14 protein-coding genes are annotated in these 17,827 nt (G+C 74.1%); 9 read left to right on the forward strand and 5 right to left on the reverse strand.

All coding sequences use genetic code 11. The annotated features are described in order from the left end of the window. Nucleotides 1-174: 174 nt before the first annotated feature. Nucleotides 175-1,512 (forward strand): NAD-dependent succinate-semialdehyde dehydrogenase, encoded by a 1,338-nt coding sequence (locus DQ244_RS14805; protein WP_113812243.1) that lies wholly within the window; start codon nucleotides 175-177, stop codon nucleotides 1,510-1,512. 67 nt (nucleotides 1,513-1,579) lie between these two features. Here DQ244_RS14805 and DQ244_RS14810 read toward each other — a convergent pair whose 3' ends face one another. From DQ244_RS14810 to DQ244_RS14820, 3 genes are read right to left on the reverse strand one after another with little or no spacing between them, the layout of a single operon-like run. Further along, nucleotides 1,580-1,900, reverse strand: a complete 321-nt coding sequence (locus DQ244_RS14810) for a hypothetical protein (protein ID WP_113812244.1) — start codon at nucleotides 1,898-1,900, stop codon at nucleotides 1,580-1,582. After that, nucleotides 1,887-3,449 (reverse strand): FAD-binding oxidoreductase, encoded by a 1,563-nt coding sequence (locus tag DQ244_RS14815; protein WP_113812245.1) that lies wholly within the window; start codon nucleotides 3,447-3,449, stop codon nucleotides 1,887-1,889. The genes DQ244_RS14810 and DQ244_RS14815 overlap by 14 nt, the downstream gene beginning before the upstream one ends. Before the next feature lies 1 nt (nucleotide 3,450). Next, nucleotides 3,451-4,971, reverse strand: coding sequence for a (Fe-S)-binding protein (locus DQ244_RS14820; RefSeq protein ID WP_199580417.1), 1,521 nt, complete (start codon nucleotides 4,969-4,971; stop codon nucleotides 3,451-3,453). A gap of 128 nt (nucleotides 4,972-5,099) precedes the next feature. Here DQ244_RS14820 and DQ244_RS14825 point away from each other — a divergent pair, with 128 nt between their 5' ends. The 4 genes from DQ244_RS14825 (at nucleotide 5,100) to DQ244_RS14840 (ending at nucleotide 9,305) form a co-directional block, all read left to right on the forward strand. Then, nucleotides 5,100-5,876: a FadR/GntR family transcriptional regulator gene (locus DQ244_RS14825; protein ID WP_113812246.1), complete on the forward strand. Its 777-nt coding sequence runs from the start codon at nucleotides 5,100-5,102 to the stop codon at nucleotides 5,874-5,876. Next, nucleotides 5,873-6,586: a cache domain-containing protein gene (locus tag DQ244_RS14830; protein WP_113812247.1), complete on the forward strand. Its 714-nt coding sequence runs from the start codon at nucleotides 5,873-5,875 to the stop codon at nucleotides 6,584-6,586. Before DQ244_RS14825 ends, DQ244_RS14830 begins: the two co-directional genes overlap by 4 nt. A 140-nt stretch (nucleotides 6,587-6,726) precedes the next feature. Continuing rightward, nucleotides 6,727-8,262 carry an APC family permease gene (locus tag DQ244_RS14835; RefSeq protein WP_199580418.1) on the forward strand — a complete coding sequence of 512 codons (1,536 nt, stop codon included), beginning with the start codon at nucleotides 6,727-6,729 and terminating at the stop codon, nucleotides 8,260-8,262. Beyond that, nucleotides 8,259-9,305 carry an LLM class flavin-dependent oxidoreductase gene (locus DQ244_RS14840; RefSeq protein ID WP_113812248.1) on the forward strand — a complete coding sequence of 349 codons (1,047 nt, stop codon included), beginning with the start codon at nucleotides 8,259-8,261 and terminating at the stop codon, nucleotides 9,303-9,305. Before DQ244_RS14835 ends, DQ244_RS14840 begins: the two co-directional genes overlap by 4 nt. Before the next feature lie 57 nt (nucleotides 9,306-9,362). Here DQ244_RS14840 and DQ244_RS14845 read toward each other — a convergent pair whose 3' ends face one another. Beyond that, nucleotides 9,363-10,871, reverse strand: a complete 1,509-nt coding sequence (locus DQ244_RS14845) for a PucR family transcriptional regulator (RefSeq protein ID WP_199580419.1) — start codon at nucleotides 10,869-10,871, stop codon at nucleotides 9,363-9,365. A 143-nt stretch (nucleotides 10,872-11,014) separates the two neighbouring features. On the opposite strand from DQ244_RS14845, the gene gabT reads away from it, so the two are divergent. The 3 genes from gabT (at nucleotide 11,015) to DQ244_RS14860 (ending at nucleotide 16,090) form a co-directional block, all read left to right on the forward strand. After that, nucleotides 11,015-12,370: a 4-aminobutyrate--2-oxoglutarate transaminase gene (gene gabT, locus DQ244_RS14850; RefSeq protein ID WP_113812249.1), complete on the forward strand. Its 1,356-nt coding sequence runs from the start codon at nucleotides 11,015-11,017 to the stop codon at nucleotides 12,368-12,370. After that, nucleotides 12,367-15,495, forward strand: coding sequence for an NAD-glutamate dehydrogenase domain-containing protein (locus DQ244_RS14855; protein ID WP_113812250.1), 3,129 nt, complete (start codon nucleotides 12,367-12,369; stop codon nucleotides 15,493-15,495). The genes gabT and DQ244_RS14855 overlap by 4 nt, the downstream gene beginning before the upstream one ends. Before the next feature lie 121 nt (nucleotides 15,496-15,616). Continuing rightward, nucleotides 15,617-16,090 (forward strand): Lrp/AsnC family transcriptional regulator, encoded by a 474-nt coding sequence (locus DQ244_RS14860; protein ID WP_407060696.1) that lies wholly within the window; start codon nucleotides 15,617-15,619, stop codon nucleotides 16,088-16,090. Nucleotides 16,091-16,099: 9 nt separating this feature from the next. On the opposite strand, the gene speB is transcribed toward DQ244_RS14860, so the two are convergent. Continuing rightward, the gene (gene speB / locus DQ244_RS14865; protein ID WP_113812252.1) at nucleotides 16,100-17,050 is read right to left on the reverse strand and encodes an agmatinase; all 951 of its coding nucleotides are present in this window, start codon (nucleotides 17,048-17,050) and stop codon (nucleotides 16,100-16,102) included. Nucleotides 17,051-17,184: 134 nt separating this feature from the next. On the opposite strand from speB, the gene DQ244_RS14870 reads away from it, so the two are divergent. After that, a complete protein-coding gene (locus DQ244_RS14870) occupies nucleotides 17,185-17,772 on the forward strand; it encodes a helix-turn-helix domain-containing protein (protein ID WP_113812423.1) in 588 nt (195 codons plus the stop codon). Nucleotides 17,773-17,827 lie beyond the last annotated feature (55 nt).

Consider the following 17,827-nt stretch of genomic DNA (forward strand, 5'->3'; position numbering starts at 1 on the left):
CGGCCGCCTCTGATGATCTCGGGGTGGCCGGGACGCAGCGAGGCCCCGGTCCGATCGGACCGGGGCCTCGTCGCAGCAGTGGCGGCCCTGGCAGGGTTCGCCGCAGGGGGAGGCGAGGAGACTTCCCACCAGCCGCACCTGGACCACCGAGGAACACCGACGGAGAGGAACACCATGGACTACGCAGTGCTGGATCCGCGGACCGGGGAGACCGTCGCGACCTTCCCCGTCGCGACCGACGAGGAGATCGCCCAGGCCGTGGCTGCTGCCGCGGAGGCGCACCGGAGCTGGGGCCGCACGACGCCGGCCGAGCGGGCCGCGGTCGTGCGGCGGGTGGGCGAGCTCCACCTGGAGCGGGCCGACGAGCTGGCGCGGATCATCGAGCGCGAGATGGGCAAGCCGCACGAGGAGGGCGTCGGCGAGGTGGAGTACGCCGCCTCGATCTTCCAGTACTACGCCGACAACGCCGAGGAGTTCCTCGCCGACGAGCAGATCGAGGTGACCTCGGGGGAGGGCACCGCCCTGATCCGGCGCGCCTCCGTCGGCACGATCCTCGGCATCATGCCGTGGAACTTCCCCTACTACCAGGTCGCCCGCTTCGCGGCCCCGAACCTGGTCACCGGCAACACCGTGCTGCTCAAGCACGCGCCGCAGTGCCCGGAATCGGCCGCCGCCATCGCGCAGATCTTCCGCGACGCCGGGGCGCCCGAGGGCGTGTACGTCAACATCTACGCCAGCAACGAGCAGGTCGAGACGATCATCGCCGCACCCAGCGTGCGCGGTGTCTCGCTGACCGGGTCGGAGCGGGCCGGCGAGGCCGTGGCCTCCATCGCCGGCCGCCACCTGAAGAAGGTGGTGCTCGAGCTCGGTGGGTCCGACCCGTTCATCGTCCTCAGCACCGACGACGTCAGGGCGACCGCGGAAGCGGCCGTGGCGGCGCGCATGGAGAACACCGGCCAGGCCTGCAACGCGGCGAAGCGGATCATCGTCCTCGACGCGCTGTACGACGACTTCGTCGCGGCGTTCTCGGAGCTGCTGCTGGCGGCGGGCCCGGCGGCTCCGCTCTCCTCGCCGCGGGCCGCGGCGAACCTCGGCGAGCAGGTGGACCGGGCGGTGGCCCAGGGTGCCCGGCTGGCGGTCACCGGCGAGCGCGACGGCGCTTACTTCCCGGCCGGGGTCCTCACCGACGTGCGCCCGGACAACGAGGTCTACTCCCAGGAGCTGTTCGGCCCCGTGGCCCAGGTGTACCGCGTCGCCGACGAGGCGGCGGCGATCGAGCTGGCCAACGACACGCCGTACGGCCTCGGCTCCTACGTGTTCACCACCGATCCGGAGCAGGCCCTGCGGGTCGCCGACGCGCTGGACACCGGCATGGTGTTCATCAACGGGGTCGGCGCCGAGGGCCCGGAGCTGCCGTTCGGGGGGACGAAGCGCTCCGGCTTCGGCCGCGAGCTGGGCCGGCTGGGCATGGACGAGTTCGTGAACAAGAAGCTCATCCGCACGGTGGGCTGACGCCGCCCGGAACGACGAGGCCCCGGTCCACCTGGACCGGGGCCTCGCCGCGTTCGACGGGATCGAGCTACCGCGGCGGCGGCGTCGGAGCCTGCTCGCGCTCGATCTCGGCCAGGATCTCCGAGCCGGCGACGACCTTCTCGGCGAAGTGCGCGTGCATCCAGGCGAGGTGGTCCCCCCGGCTGCGCATGATCCGGAGCGTGTCCCAGTTGGGGAACACCTGCTGCAGGACGTGCACCTCCATGAGCCGCGGATCGACCTCGTAGACGTGCTCGAAGGTCGTCTGCGCCACCTCGCTCACCCGCACCGGCTCCGGCGGGGTGTGCTGCTCGGCGAACCGGTACGGCGCGGTCGCGGCCGGACCGGTCGGCTGGTCATCGGTTCTCATCGGTCGTGTCCCTCCCGTACGCGCGGTCCAGCAGGTACTTGCCGGGGTTCATGATGTTGTTCGGGTCCAGCGACCGCTTCACGTCGAGCATCACGTCGAAGCCGCGGCCGAGCTCCTGCGGCACCAGGTCGACCTCGCCCTCGCGGCAGGAGCCGTGGCAGGCGCTCATCGAGCCGCCGTGGGCGAGGGCCACCGCGCCGATGGCCCGCTTGGCGTCCACCCACGCCGCCCAGGCCTTGTCGTCCAGGCGCTGCTCCCAGATGCCGACGTCGATCTCGGTCAGGTAGTCGACCCCCGTGTTCGCCGACGTGTAGGCGAACATCCCCCAGTCGTCGAAGACGTCGGACTTCCGGCGGAGGTCGGCCAGGATCTCGTGCCAGGCGCGGCTGACCGCCGGAACGCTGGTGAAGTTGACCGCGGCGTCCTCGCAGTGCCACGACATCGGGATGACCTGGCCGTCCTTGGTCCGCCCGTGCAGCGGGGTGGCGTACCGGTCGTGCCGGGCCGCCCAGTCGCCCTCGGAGATCTCGTCGCCGAGGTAGCGCGCGCCGTGCTCCTTGGCGATGCGGAACAGCCGCTTGCCGCCGGCCCGGACCTCGTCCTCGTAGCCGTACATGACCGAGCAGACCAGCGCGCGGACGTCGGCGGGCTGCGGGATGTAGGCCTCGTCGTCGCGGCGCAGGTAGGCGACCTTGTGCTCGTCGAAGAGGACGGCGCCGGCGAAGGTCGCCACCCCCGCCCGGGCCAGCGCCCCGGTGCAGGCGTGCGCGTCCTCGTAGTTGTCGAACGCCCAGAACGGCGAGAGCTCGGCCTCGGGCTTGGGGAAGAGCTTGAGCGTCGCCTTGGTCGCGATGCCCAGCGTGCCCTGGTGGCCCATGAACAGGTGCTTGAGCTGGTAGCCGCTCGAGGACTTGCTGATCTTCCGGCCGATGCCGTCGCCGACGTGCAGGACGTCGCCGGTGGGCAGCACGTGGTCGAAGCTCAGCACCAGGTCGCGGGTGTGCCCGTACCGGGAGCCGATGAGCGACCAGCCGCTGGTGCCGATGCGCCCGCCCACCAGCGAGCACGGGTAGCTCGCCGGGTCGTCCGGGTAGAACAGCCCGTGCTTGGCCAGGCGCTCGTTGAGCTTCATCATGCTGATGCCGGTCCCGACGGTGACCGTGCGGTTGAGCAGGTCGAGCTCGAAGATCTGGTTCATCTTCTTGACGTCGACGACGATGCCGCGGCGGTGCGGCACCGCCCCGTCGGTCAGGCCGGTCCCGCCGTCGCGCGGGACGACGGGGATCCGCATCTCGTTGGCGATCTTCACGACCGCTGCCACCTGCTCGGTGGAGGTCGGCATGACCACGACGTCGGGCACGCGCTCGGACCACCGGTGCACCGGGAAGGGTGCCGGGACGCGGGCGCGGTTGTAGCGGTCGGTCTTGGCCAGGAGGATCTGGTCGTCGGCGAGGACCGGTCGCAGCGCCCGCACCAGGGCGTCCAGGCGGTCGTCGCTGAGGGGCTCGGTGGTGAACGGCGCGGTGCCGATCGGCTCGGTGATCGTCATGTCAGTGCCCTCCGCACCCGCAGCCGCCGGAGCCGTTCCCGCACCCGCCGCCGCAGCCCCCGCCGCCTCCGCCGCAGCCGCCGCGGCTGCTGCCGCGCTCGCGCCGCGCGCGGCCGGGGACGCCGGTGCGCTCCTGGGCCAGCCGGCGGTCGCCGACCTCCCCGCGCGAGCCGCCGACGGTGATGCCGAGCGACTGGGCGAACAGCTCGTGCAGGTCGACCACGTCGATGTCCTCGGCGTCGCCGGCCTCCGACAGCGGCCGCTCCGACCACGGGCAGGCGCTGACGAGGGTGTCGACGTCGAGCTCGGCGGCCCGCTCCAGCCGCATCGCGCTGATCTTGGCGGTGAGCTCCGGCTTCTCGATCGGCAGACCGCCACCACCGCCGGAGCAGTAGGACCACTGGGTGACCCGGTCGACGTCCGAGAAGTGCAGGCCCGGGATGGCGCGCAGCAGCTCCCGCGGCTCGGCCCAGATGCCCTTGCGCTTGTTGAGCCGGCACGGGTCGTGGTAGGTGATCGCGCGGTCGACCGGGACCGAGGGGGTCAGCTTGCCCGCGCGCAGCAGCTGGGCGAGCACCTCGATGACGAGGACGACCTCGATGTCGAACTCCTCGCCGAAGTACTTCGGGTAGTCCTCGGTGAAGCTGATGTAGTCGTGCGGGTCGAGCACCAGCAGCCGCTTGGTGCCGGTCTTCCGCCAGTTGTCCAGGTTGTGCCGGGCGAAGCGCTGGGCCTGCTCGGCGTAGCCCATCTCGGCGGCCGGGCCGCCGCAGCACCACTGGTCCTCCATGAGGCCGAACTCGTAGCCGCCCATCTGCAGCATCTGCGCGACCGCGCGCGGCACCGAGGTCCGGTAGAAGGCCGCCTCGCAGTCGACGAAGAGGACCGTCTCCCCGCCGATCGGGATGTCGAGCCCCTCGGCCCAGTCGCGCACCTTGTCCTGGTTGACCGGGGTGTCGCCGAGGACCGGCTCGTGCGTGCGCAGGTCGGTGCGCTCGTTCCAGCTCTGCCAGTTCGGCTGGTGCACGCCGCTCTCCACTGCGAGGGAGCGCACCGCCTTGACGACGTCGACCGTGCGGGTGCGGAACCGGTAGAAGTCACCGGTGAAGAGCGTGTTGGGGCAGCGCAGCTCGCACGCACCGCACTGGGTGCAGTTGACGTAGTCCGCGGCGATGTCGGCGATCTCGAGCTCGCCGCGCTCCATGGCCACGACGTTGGCGTGGAAGGCGGTGGGCGTCCACGACTCGTTGCGCTCGACCTGGGTGACCGGGCAGACCTCGCGGCAGAACTTGTGGCCCGAGGAGAAGCAGTTGTACGACGTGTTGCGCCACTGCTCCACGAACGCGGCCGTCTTCGGGTCCTGCACCGGCGGGGGGACCGGGCCGGCGAGCAGCTCCGGGTAGTCCGCCAGCTCGGGCGCGTTGGACGGGGCGCCGGGGGTGAACGGTTCCGAGAGGGCGTCGATGGAGACGGGGACCGGAGGGGTCGCCCCGGCCGCCCGATCGGGCTCTACCTGTGTCACTGCGTGCTCCTCGTCACAGGATGGGTGGGACGGGCGTCACCGTATCCGGCAAAACCTATGGAATCAACGGTTAACTCGCCGGGACCGTGGTGCCACAATCCGAGGCATCCCGGTCCCAGGAGGCGAGCGTGCAACTGCTCAGCGGTGACGCCCGGCGGGCGGTCTTCGCCCCGCTCGACGACGGCGCGCTGCGCAGCGAGGCCGTCGTGCGGCGGGTCGGGAGCGCCATCGCGCTGGGTCTCCTGGGCGACGGCGAGCAGCTGCCGACCGAGACCGACCTCGCCACGATGCTCAACGTCTCGACCATGACGCTGCGCGAGGCGCTGGCCGAGCTCCGCAAGCTCGGGCTCGTGGCGACCCGCCGGGGCCGGGGTGGCGGGAGCTTCGTCCAGGCGCGCGACGACGTCCTCGCCGAGCTGGCGGAGGAGCGCCTGTCGGAGCTCGGGACGACCGACCTGCGCGAGCTCGGTGACATCCACGGCGCGGTGGCCTCGGCCGCCGCGCGGCTCGCGGCGTCCCGGGCGTCGCGCACCGAGATCGCCCGCCTGCGCGACATCGTCGACCGCCTGGCGCGCTCCGGGTCCGTGACCGAGCAGCGCCGGGCCGAGGGCCGGTACTACATCGAGCTGGCCGCCTGCGCGCAGTCGGTGCGCCTCACCATGCAGGAGATGGACCTCCACCTCGAGCTGGGGCAGCTGCCCTGGCCGCCGGCCCACGCGCCCGAGCTGCTCGACACCATCGTCGCCGGCCACCGCGCCGTCGTGGACGCGATCGACGCCCGTGACCCGGCGCGTGCCCGGGCGCTGACCGAGCAGCACATCGAGACCCGCACCCTGTGGTCGATCGAGCTGCTGCTCGGTTCGATGGAGGCCGGCGGGGCCTTCGGCGGACGGGAGGTCTCGTGAGCCGCCCGGCCGACGACGAGGCGGCGCGGGTGGGCGGTGCCGTCGCTGGGGTGGTCGAACGGGTCTTCGCCACCGTGGCCGCGGTGCGGGAGGCGGCCCTGCGGCCGCTGGCCCGGGAGGGGTTCGCGACCGGGGCGCCCGTGCTCGCCGACGACGTACCCGATCTGCTCCTCGAGCGCGGGCAGCTCGCCGTCGGCCTCGGCCTCGTGGTCGCGCCCCGCCCCGAGCGGCGGCTGCCGCTGCGGCTGGAGTGGTGGCAGCTCGACCAGGGCGACAGCCGGCTGCGCACGCTGGAGCCCGACCTGCGGCCGACGAGCATGGGCTACTACGACTACACCTCCAGTGCGTGGTTCGAGGTCCCGCGCCGCACGGGGCGGCGGCACGTCGTCGGGCCCTACGTCGACGTGCACGGGACCGGGCGGTACCTGCTCACGCTGACCGAGCCGGTCGAGGTCGACGGCGAGTTCGTCGGCGTGGTCGGGGCCGACGTCCCGGTGCGCCGCTTCGAGACCCACCTCCTGCACGGCCTGGGCCGGCCACCCGCGCCGTTCCTGCTGCTCAACGACGAGGACCGGGTGGTGCTGTCCACCGATCCCCGCCGGCTGGTGGGGGAGCTGCTGCCGCCCGGCACGCCGGCGTCCGGCGCGGTCGAGGTCCCGGGCACGCCGTGGCGGCTCCTGGTGGCCGAGGGCGCCGACGCGGCGCGCTGACCGGCCGACCGGGCCGCGCGGAACCCGCGCCGGAGCCTCTTGTCCTCTGAACTCTGCATCTATAGGTTTTCCCGGACCCTGTGACCGCGGGCACATCGACGTCGTCGATCCGCCCGCTCCGCGCCTCCGAGGAGAACCCCGTGACGCCACCCGGAACGCATGCCGGTGCCAACGACGACGACGTCCAGCTCGCCGCTCTCGGGTACTCCGGGGAGTTCGAGCGCAGCATGGGCCTGTGGGCCAACATGGCCCTCGGCTTCACCTACCTGTCGCCGCTGGTCGGGGTCTACTCCCTGTTCGCCTACAGCCTCTCCATCGGAGGGCCGCCGTCGATCTGGTGGATCGTCATCGTCGGCGCCGGCCAGCTGCTGGTCTCGCTGGTCTTCGGCGAGGTGGTGTCGCAGTACCCGCTGGCCGGGGGCATCTACCCGTGGACGCGGCGGCTGTGGAACCGGCGCTACGCCTGGCTGGTCTCCTGGATCTACATCTGGGCGGTCATCGTGACCATCACCGCCGTCGCCGAGTTCGGCGGCGGTTTCGTCGCCGCCCTCTTCGACATGAAGGCGACGCCGGGCGTGGTGCTCGGCACCGCGGTGGCGCTGCTCGTGATCGCCTTCGCCGTCAACTACAGCGGCACCCGCACGCTCGCCCGGATCGCGCAGCTGGGTCTGGCCGCCGAGCTGGTCGGCGTCATCGCGCTGGGCCTGTTCCTCCTGCTGTTCCGCCGCGAGCAGCCGTTCTCGGTCTTCTTCGACTCGATGGGTGCCGGCGGCGGCGAGGGCTACCTCGGGGTCTTCCTGGCCGCGTCGTTGTCCGGGTTGTTCCTCTTCTACGGCTTCGAGGCCTGCGGGGACGTGGCGGAGGAGGTCGCCGACCCCGCCCGGCAGATCCCGCGCGCGATGATCCTCACCATCCTCGTCGGCGGCGTCTCCGGCTTCCTCTCCTACGCCGGCTACGTGCTGGCCGCCCCCGACCTGCCGGCGATCATCGCCGGGGAGGACGCCGACCCGATCCCCTCGATCCTGCAGAGCTCGCTCGGGACGGCGGGGTCGAAGGTGTTCCTGGTCGTCATCGTCATCGCGTTCCTCTCCTGCGTGCTGTCCCTCCAGGCGGCCGGCAGCCGGCTGCTCTACGCCTTCGCCCGCGACCGCATGCTCCCGGCCAGCGGCTGGCTGTCCCACGTCTCGTCGCGGCACGCGGTCCCGACCAACGCGCTGCTCGTCGTGTGCGTCGTCCCGGTGCTCATCGCGCTGTTCGTCTACTTCCAGGAGGGCGTCCTGGCCCGGGTGACCGCCTTCGCGGTGCTCGGCATCTACGTGTCGTTCCAGGCCGTGGTGCTGGCGGCGCTGCGGCAGCGGCTCAAGGGCTGGCGGCCCGCCGGCCTGTGGAACCTCGGCAACGCGGGCCTGGTCGTCAACGTCCTGGCCCTGGCGTACGGCGTCTTCGCCATCATCCTGCTGCTCAAGCCCGCGCCCGGTACCGAGACCTTCGTCGACCGGTGGATCGTCGCGATCGGGCTGGCCGTCGTCGCGGGGACCGGGCTGCTGTACCTGGTCATCGCCCGCCCGGACCGGCATTCTGCCGACATCCCCGAGGGCGACGCCCGCGAGGTGGCCCACCAGTTGCAGCAGATCCGCCGCGGCACCGGCGTCGCGGCCCGGGAGGAGATCCGATGAGGTTCAGCTACGCGATGTTGCCCGACTACTCGCTCGAGGAGTCGCTGGCCGCCATCCAGCTGGCCGACGAGCTGGGCTTCTACGCGGTGTACGCCGCCGACGAGACCTGGCACAAGGACCTGTGGCTGCTCTTCGCCGCGGCCGCGGCGAGGACCTCGCGCGTCCGCATGGGGCCCAGCGTCTCGCCGGTGACCCTGCGGGAGCCGACGCTCATCGCCCAGGCCGCGGCCACCCTCGACGAGCTCACCGGCGGCCGCGCCGAGGTGGTCCTCTCCAGCGGCAACTTCGGGCTGCTCGCCCAGTACAAGATGGACTGGACGAAGACCAAGCCGCTGTCCCGGGTGATCGAGGCGGTGGGCGTGGTCCGCACCTTCCTCGACGAGGGGGCGATCACCCGCGACGGGGAGTTCTTCTCCTACGACGGGCTGTTCACCTTCGCCCGGCCGGTCCAGGAGCGGCTGCCGGTGAAGATGGGCGCGATGCGCGGGCCGAAGTCGTTCGAGGCGGCGGCCGAGCACTCCGACGGCTGCCACCACGCGCTCAGCTACACCCGCGAGGCCTACGACTACGCCGCCGAGCACCTGCGGATCGGCGCCGAGCGGGCCGGCAAGGACTGGACGACGCTGGACTTCGGCGCCTGGGTGGTCCTCGCGGTCGGGCGCGACTCCGCCGCCGCGAAGGACGCGGCGCGCAGCATGGTCGGCATCTACGCCTCCTCCATGCCGGCCGAGCAGCTGGAGCGCAACGGGGTCGACCCGGCGGAGCTCAAGCCGATCATCGACGCGATCGGCGGCGGGGACCTGGCCCGGGGCATCGAGCTGACCAGCCCGGAGCTCGCGGACAAGCTCTCCTTCGCCGGCACCCCGGAGGAGGTCACCGCGAAGATCAAGGAGATCGAGCCGGCCGGGGTCAACCACGTCGTGGCCGCCATCACCGACGCCTCGATCGTCAAGACCTTCACGGGTCGGGAGATCCCCGGTGTCGCGACGGTGGAGGAGCAGCTGCGGCTGCTGCACGACGAGGTGATGCCCGCCTTCGCCTGAGGCGGCGGAGCGCAACCGGCCCGGCCCACCGCACGGTGGACCGGGCCGGTCGCGTCGTCAGCCGGTCGGCGAGTGCAGCGCCAGCCACAGCTCGGCGCGGGCGCCGGGGGAGTCCAGGTCGCGGCCGAGCAGCTCCTCGGCCCGCCGGATCCGCTTGCGCAGCGTGTGCCGGTGCACGCCCAGGCGCGCCGCGGCCGGCTCCCACTGGCCGTGCGCGGCCAGCCAGATGCGCAGCGACTCGACCAGGTCGCCCGGGCCGGCGCGGTCGGCGGCCACCAGCGGGGCCAGCGCCGCCTCGGCGAAGGCGGCCGTCGCCTGCGGGTCCAGCAGCGCCGACAGCCCCTGCCCGGCGAGGTCGGTGAACGCGGTGGCCGGCCGGCCCGCGGCCCGCGCGTGCTCGGCCGCCTGCCGGGCCTGCCGGACCCCGTCGCGCAGGCGGGCCCACGGCACCGGCGGTGCGCTGCCGACGACGACGCCGGGCACGCGGTCTGGCAGCACGGTCAGCCGCGCGGCGAGCGGCCCGTCGGCCGGGACCAGGACGACGAGGGCGTCGTCGAGCTCGGCGGCGAGCGCGGGCCGCCGGACGTCGGCGGCCGCGTCGGACACCACGTCGACCGCCGTCGCCCGCTGCTCCGGGCTGCCGAGCACGGTGAGGGTCAGCACCGGCTCGTCCGGGAGCTCCTCGCCCAGCGCCGCCACGACCGGGGCGGCCGCGCCGATCTGCCCGGCGAGCAGCAGCTGGAGGATGGCCGCCCGCAGCGCCGCGGTGCCGTTGTCCAGCGCGCGTGACTGCTCCAGGCGCAGGGTGAGCAGGAGGGCGGCCGCGTTGACCACGTGCCGGTCACCCGCGGGGAAGGGGCCGGGGCGCCCGACGGCCAGGAACCCGCGCACCCGGGACCCGGTGCCCAGCGACTGCAGCAGCACGGTCTCGCCGGGCTGGGTGAGGGCCGCGCCGGCGGGGGGCCGGGCGGTGCGGAGGCGGTCGACGGCGGCGGTCAGGGCGCCGGCGCGTCCCCGGGCCGAGGCGGGCGCGGACTCCAGCGGCGTCCCGGCGGCGTCGAGCAGCAGCGCCCAGCCGCCGAGGTGCCGGGCCAGCCGGTCGACGACCGTGCCGGGGGCGCCGGGGGCCACCGCGGCGCGGGTCAGCTCGCGCTGCACGGTCGAGGTGCGGCTGACCGCCGCGTACTCCTCGGCCGCGAGCGCGCTGGACACGGTGCGGGTCAGGGCGATGAACGGTGTCTGCCGCGGCACCTCGAGGACGGCCAGGCCGTGCTCGTCGGCCGCGGCGACCAGGTCGGCGGGGACCTCGGCGTGGCTGAGGCCGGTGCCCAGGCCCAGGCCGACGACCCCGGCCGCGGCGAGCCGGCGCACGTAGCCGGCGGTGTCCTCCGGGGCGAGCGCGAGGCCGGTGGTCAGCAGCAGCTCGCCGCCCTCGAGGAAGGGGGCGGGATCGGGCAGCTCGCTCACGTGCACCCAGGACACGGGGCGGTCGACCGGCGCCCGGCGCGTGTGCAGGACCAGGCCGAGGGAGGTGGTGTCCAGCAGGGTGGCGACGCTGACCGGCACGCGGGCCCTCCTCCGACGACGATCTGGACACCCGGCCGACCCGGGAGTGCCACTCCGGAAGGTACCGGTGGAGACCTGCGCCACGGATCCTTGGGGACGCGGACATCCCCCGTCGGGGGAGGCGGCCCCACGAGGAGACAGCGATGACCGACCTGCTCACCGGCACCGAGACCGTCGCCCAGGAGCGGCGACTGGTCACCGAGCTGCCCGGCCCCCGTTCACGCGAGCTCGCCGCCCGGCGGTCCGCCGCCGTCACCTCGGCCGTGGGCAGCACCCTCCCGGTCTACGTCGAGCGGGCGGCCGGCGGGGTGATCGTCGACGTCGACGGCAACTCCCTCATCGACCTGGGCTCGGGCATCGCCGTCACCAACGTCGGGCACGCGCAGCCCGAGGTCGTCGCGGCCATCCAGGCGCAGGCCGCCTCCTTCCTGCACACCTGCTTCATGGTCGGTCCCTACGAGGGCTACGTCGCCGTCGCCGAGGAGCTCGACCGGCTCACCCCGGGCGACCACGAGAAGCGCTCGGCGCTGTTCAACACCGGCGCGGAGGCCGTGGAGAACGCCGTCAAGGTCGCGCGGGTCGCCACCGGCCGCTCGGCCGTCGTCGTCTTCGACCACGCCTACCACGGGCGCACCAACCTGACGATGGCGCTGACGGCGAAGAACATGCCCTACAAGCACGGTTTCGGGCCGTTCGCCGGCGAGGTCTACCGGGTGCCGATGTCCTACCCGTTCCGGGACGAGCCGGGCCTCACCGGCGAGCAGGCCGCCGAGCGCGCCTTCTCGATGATCGAGACGCAGATCGGCGCGCAGAACGTCGCCGCCGTGCTCATCGAGCCCATCCAGGGCGAGGGCGGCTTCGTCGTCCCGGCGCCGGGCTTCCTGCCGGCGCTGGCCGAGTGGTGCCGCCGGTCGGGCGCGGTGTTCATCGCCGACGAGGTGCAGACCGGCTTCTGCCGCACCGGCGCGTGGTTCGCCTCCGAGCACGAGCAGGTCGTCCCCGACCTGATCACCACGGCCAAGGGCATCGCCGCCGGCATGCCGCTGGCCGGGCTCACCGGTCGCGCCGAGCTGATGGACGCCGTCCACACCGGAGGCCTCGGCGGCACCTACGGCGGCAACCCCGTCTCCTGCGCCGCCGCGCTGGCCAGCATCCGCGTCATGCGCGAGCAGGACCTGGCCGGCGCCGCCCGGGCCATCGAGGCCACCATGCTGCCACGGCTGCACGCGCTCGCGGAGCGCACCGGCGTGATCGGCGACGTCCGCGGTCGCGGCGCCATGCTCGCCGTCGAGGTGGTGAAGCCCGGGACGACCGAGCCCGACGCCGCGCTGACCGCCGCGGTCAACAAGGCCTGCCACGCCGAGGGCGTCATCACCCTCACCGCCGGCACGTTCGGCAACGTGCTGCGCTTCCTGCCCCCGCTCGTCATCGGGCAGGAGCTGCTCCTCGAGGGGCTCGACGTCCTCGACGCCGCGTTCGACGCGCACGTCGCGCGGTGAGCGCCCCGACCGCCCGCCGCCGGCTGACCCTGCGCCCCGGGGCAGCGGCCGGCGAGGGCCGGGTGGGCGGTCTGGTCACCTGGCCCGCCGAGCGTCCGCTGCTGGCCGACGTCGTGCCCGTGTTCGACCGGCTCGGCGTGCGCGTGGCCGACGCCGTCGCCGTCCCGGGGGACGAGGGCGCGCCTGCCACCCGGCTGGAGCTGCTCCTCCCGGCCGGCACGGCGGCGGCCACCGCGCTGCCCCGCCTGGAGCAGGCGCTCGCCGCGGCGTGGGCGGGGGAGACCGAGCTCGACGGGCTCTCCCGGCTGACCGTCGGGGCGGGCCTGCCGGTGGGCGACGTCGCCGTGCTCCGCGCCGCCTGCCGCTACCTCGCGCAGGTCGGCCTGGGCCTGTCCCGGGGCTACGTCGAGCAGACCGTCCTCGCCGCCCCGGAGTTCGCCCGGGCGCTGCTGGCCTCCTTCGCGGCCCGGCACGACCCCGACGCCGCCGACCCGGCGGTGGCGGCCTCCGCGGCCGACCACCTGGCCGAGCTGCTCGGCCGCACCACCAGCCTGGACGAGGACCGCATCCTCCGCGGTCTGCGCGACGTGCTCGCCGCCGTCGTGCGCACCAACCGGTACCAGGTGGACGAGCACGGGGCGCCGCGGCCGGCCCTCGCCCTGAAGATCGCCTCCGCCGGGCTCGACCTGCTGCCGGCACCGCGGCCGGAGGTGGAGACCTTCGTCTGCTCGCCGCGGATGGAGGGGCTGCACCTGCGGGGTGCCCGCGTCGCCCGGGGCGGGCTGCGCTGGTCCGAGCGCCCGGAGGACTTCCGCACCGAGGTGCTCGGCCTGGTCAAGGCGCAGATGGTCAAGAACGCGGTGATCGTGCCGGCCGGGGCCAAGGGCGCCTTCGTCGTCCGCGGCGACCTGCGCGAGCTCGACCGCGCGACCGTGCAGGCCCGGGTGGCCGACGCCTACCGCACCTTCGTCGGCGCCCTGCTCGACGTCACCGACGACCGCGACGGCGACGCCGTGGTCCACCCCGCCCGCACGGTGGTGCACGACGGCCCGGACCCGTACCTGGTGGTGGCCGCGGACAAGGGGACGGCGACCTTCTCCGACCTGGCCAACGAGGTGTCCGAGCGGCGCGGTTTCTGGCTGGGCGACGCCTTCGCCTCCGGGGGCTCGAGCGGCTACGACCACAAGGCCATGGGCATCACCGCGCGCGGCGCGTGGGTGTCGGTGCGCCGGCACCTGCGCGAGCTGGGCACCGACCCCGACGGACCGCTGACCGCCGTGGGCATCGGCGACATGTCCGGCGACGTGTTCGGCAACGGGATGCTGCTCTCCGACGAGCTGCGGCTCGTGGCCGCCTTCGACCACCGGCACGTGTTCCTCGACCCCGATCCGGACCCGGTGCGCTCCGCGGCCGAGCGGCGGCGGCTGTTCGCCGCGCCGGGCTCGTCGTGGGACGACTACGACCGCGCGGCGTTGTCGCCCGGGGGTGGCGTGCACCGGCGGGACGCCAAGAGCGTGCCGCTCTCGCCGCAGGTGCGTGCCCGGCTGGGCGTGGACGCCGAGGAGCTGTCGCCGGCCGAGCTGGTGCGGGCGGTGCTGCGGGCGCCGGTCGACCTGCTGTGGAACGGCGGCATCGGCACCTACGTCCGGGCGGCGGCGGAGACCGACGCGCAGGTGGGCGACCGGGCCAACGACGCGGTCCGCGTGACCGCCGAGGAGCTGCGCTGCCGGGTGGTGGGGGAGGGCGGCAACCTGGGCCTGACCCAGCGCGCCCGCATCGCCGCGGCCCGGGCCGGGGTCGCGCTCAACACCGACTTCATCGACAACTCCGCTGGCGTCGACACCTCCGACCGCGAGGTCAACCTCAAGATCCTGCTGTCCGGCGTGCCCCGCGCCGACCGCGACGCCGTGCTGCGCGCGGTCGAGGACGAGGTGGCCGAGGCGGTGCTGGCCGACAACGCGCTGCAGGCCCGGGCGCTGTCGGTGTGCGCGGCCCAGGCGCCGTTCCTGCTCGACCGGCACGCCCAGCTGATCGGCGACCTCGAGCGGCGCGGGCTGGACCGCGACCTCGAGGTGCTGCCCTCGGAGGCCGAGGTGGAGCGGCTGCGCCAGGCCGGTGCCGGTCTGACCCGCCCGGAGGCCGCCGTGCTGCTCGCGCACTCCAAGAACCTGGTGCGCGAGGAGCTTCTGGCGAGCGACCTGCCCGAGGACCCGTCGGTGGCCGGTGTGCTCGCCGCGTACTTCCCCCGCGCGGTGCGGCAGCGCTGGCCCGACCGGGTGGCCGCCCATCCGCTGGCCCGGGAGATCACCGCCACCCAGCTGGCCAACGACCTGGTCAACCGGGTGGGTCCGGGCTTCTTGCTCCGGCTGGAGGAGCGGCACGGCGTCCCCACGTCCGTGGCGGTGCGCGCGTACACCGTCGCCACCCGGGTGCTGGACCTGGACCCGGTGTGGGCCCTGGTCGGCGCGGAGGTGCCCCTGGCCGTGGAGCGGCTGGCGCTGCCGGAGCTGCAGGCGGTGACCGAGCGGGTGGCCGACCGGCTGCTGCACGACCACCCCGAGCCCGCGGCGCTCTCCGCGGCAGCGGCCGCGCTGGCCGCCGTCGGCGACGAGCTGGACCCGGCGGGCTGGCTGGCCCGCCCGGGAGCCGCCGGGAACCGCGCCCGCACGCTGCGGGCCGAGCTGACTGCCGCCGGAGCAGGCGCCGAGCTGGCGGAGCGGCTGGCGCTCGCCGCCGTCCGGGCCGACCTGGTCGACCTGGCCGGGGTCGTCCGGGCCACCGGGGCGCCGGTCAGCCGGGTCGTCGAGGCCGACGCCGCGGTGGAGGAGCTGCTGGGCATGGCGCGGGTCCGGACGTGGACCGTGGAGCAGGCCGGCATCTCGCACTGGTCGGTTGCGGCCCGTGCGGCGCTGCGCGACGAGGCCGACCGGCTGCGGTGGGCGCTCGTGGGCGCACTGATCCGGGACGCCGGCGGGGACGCGGTCGCCTTCACCGAGCGGCACGCGGCGGCGCTGAGCCGCTTCACCGCCGTGCGGGAGCAGGCCCTATCCGCCTCCGACGACGTCCTGGGCCGGGCCTGCGTGGTGACGGCCGAGCTGCGCCGCCTCGTGGCGGGTCTCGGCTGAGGCTCCCCCGGAAGGAGGGCGCCCCGGGCCCGGGCCGGTCGTTACGATGCCTGGGCCCGGAGCCGCCGGGACCACGAGATCGAGGCGGGAGGCCCGGGTGACGATGCGCCGGCAGTTCGTGCTGGACGACGTCTCGCGGGCGATCATCGAGCAGCTGCAGGAGGACGGGCGCCGCCCCTACGCCCGGATCGCCGCGGCCGTCGGCCTGTCGGAGGCCGCCGTCCGCCAGCGCGTGCAGCGGCTGCTCGACGCCGGCGTCATGCAGATCGTCGGCGTCACCGATCCGCTGCAGGTCGGCTTCTCGCGCCAGGCGATGGTCGGCGTCCGCACCAGCCAGGACGCCCGGATCGCGGCCGAGAAGATCGCCGCCTTCTCCGAGGTCGACTACGTCGTCATCACCGCGGGCTCGGTCGACCTGCTGGTCGAGGTGGTCTGCGAGGACGACGACCAGCTGCTCGACGTCGTCGCCCGCATCCGTGCGGTCGACGGCGTCGAGTCCACCGAGACCCACCTCTACCTGGGTCTGGCCAAGCAGACCTACGCCTGGGGCACCCGCGGTCCGCAGGGGTCCACGCAGGCCGACGCCGGGCTCTGACGCCCGGGTTCAGGCCCGGTTGAGGGCCAGGACCGACAGCAGCTCGTAGCCGACGTGCGCCGCGGCGATGCCGGTCAGCTCGGCGTGGTCGTAGGCCGGGGCCACCTCGACGATGTCGGCGCCGACGATGTCCAGGCCGACCAGCCCGCGCAGGGTGTTGAGCAGCTCGCGGCTGGTGAGGCCACCGGCCTCCGGGGTGCCGGTGCCCGGGGCGTGCGCGGGGTCGAGGACGTCGATGTCGACCGACACGTAGACCGGCCCGCCGGCGAGCCGGGCCCGCATGCGCTCGACGATGCTGCGCACGCCGTCGACCTCGTAGTCGTCGGAGCGGATCACCTGGAAGCCCAGGACGGCGTCGTCCTCGAGGTCCTGCTTGCTGTACAGCGGGCCGCGGATGCCCATGTGCAGCGAGCGCTCCATGTCGATGAGCCCCTCCTCGCTGGCGCGGCGGAACGGGGTGCCGTGCGTGTACGGCGCGCCGAAGTAGGTGTCCCAGGTGTCGAGGTGGGCGTCGAAGTGCAGGACCGCCACCGGGCCGTGGTCGCGGGCGAGCGACCGCAGGATGGGCAGGGCGATGGTGTGGTCGCCGCCGAGGGTGAGCAGCTGGGCACCGTCGGAGCGCAGCGCGGTCACCTCGCGGTCGATGGTCTCGATCGCCTCGCCGATGTCGAACGGGTTGACGCCGATGTCGCCGGCGTCGGCCACCTGCTGGGTGCCGAAGGGCGTGGCGTCGAGCGCCGGGTTGTAGGGGCGAAGCAGCTTGGAGCCGGCCCGCACGTGACCGGGGCCGAACCGGGCGCCCGGCCGGTAGCTGACGCCGGTGTCGAACGGGACGCCGAGGACGGCGACGTCGGCACGGGACACCTCGTCCAGGCGCGGCAGCCGCGCGAAGGTGGCCGGGCCGGCGTAGCGGGGGACCCGCGTGGCGTCGACGGGGCCGATCGGCGGCTGCTCCTGCACGGGCGTCTCCTGGCTTCGGGCGGTGCGAGGGCGGGGGATGCCCCGTCCGGGTCGATCGTCACTGTCAACTCGTGTTTCCCATTTGTCAACGACCCGTCGGCAACTACTGTCCGCAGGAGACCGGGGAGGTGGCGATGGAGGCAGTGCCCGAGGCGGGGACGCCGCAGATCGGCGGCCGGCTCAAGGCCGTCCGCCAGGCGCGCCGGCTCACCCTCACCGACGTGGCCGACGCCAGCGGCCTGACCAAGGGGTTCCTCAGCAAGCTCGAGCGCGACCAGACCAGCGCCTCGGTCGCGGCCCTCGTGCGGGTCTGCGCCGCGCTCGGCATCTCGCCGGCGAGCCTGTTCGAGGCGCCGTCCGGCGGTGAGGCGGTGCGGACCGGGAGCTATCCCCCCATCGCCTTCGGTGGGCGCGGGCTCGCGGAGTACCTGCTCACGCCCTCGGGCGAGCGGCGGGTGCAGGCGATCCTGTCCGAGATCGCACCGGGTGGCGGCAGCGGGGAGGAGTCCTACGCCCTCGAGGCGGAGGTCGAGTTCGTCTTCGTCGTGGAGGGCGATCTCGAGGTGACCGTGGGCGGAGCGGCGACGGTGCTCGGCACCGGGGACGCCTTCACCTTCTCGCCGGGCCTCGAGCACGGCTTCCGCTCGCTGCGCACGACCGGCACCACGCGGGTGCTCTGGGTCTTCGCCCCCGCCCTCGCGGCCGGTCGCGCACCCGTCTAGGAAACGGTGGTTGACAAGGGATCAACCCCGCGGTGAAGCTGCCTGCGACCCCAGG

This window comes from Blastococcus sp. TBT05-19 (assembly GCF_003319095.1).
Lineage (GTDB): Bacteria > Actinomycetota > Actinomycetes > Mycobacteriales > Geodermatophilaceae > Blastococcus.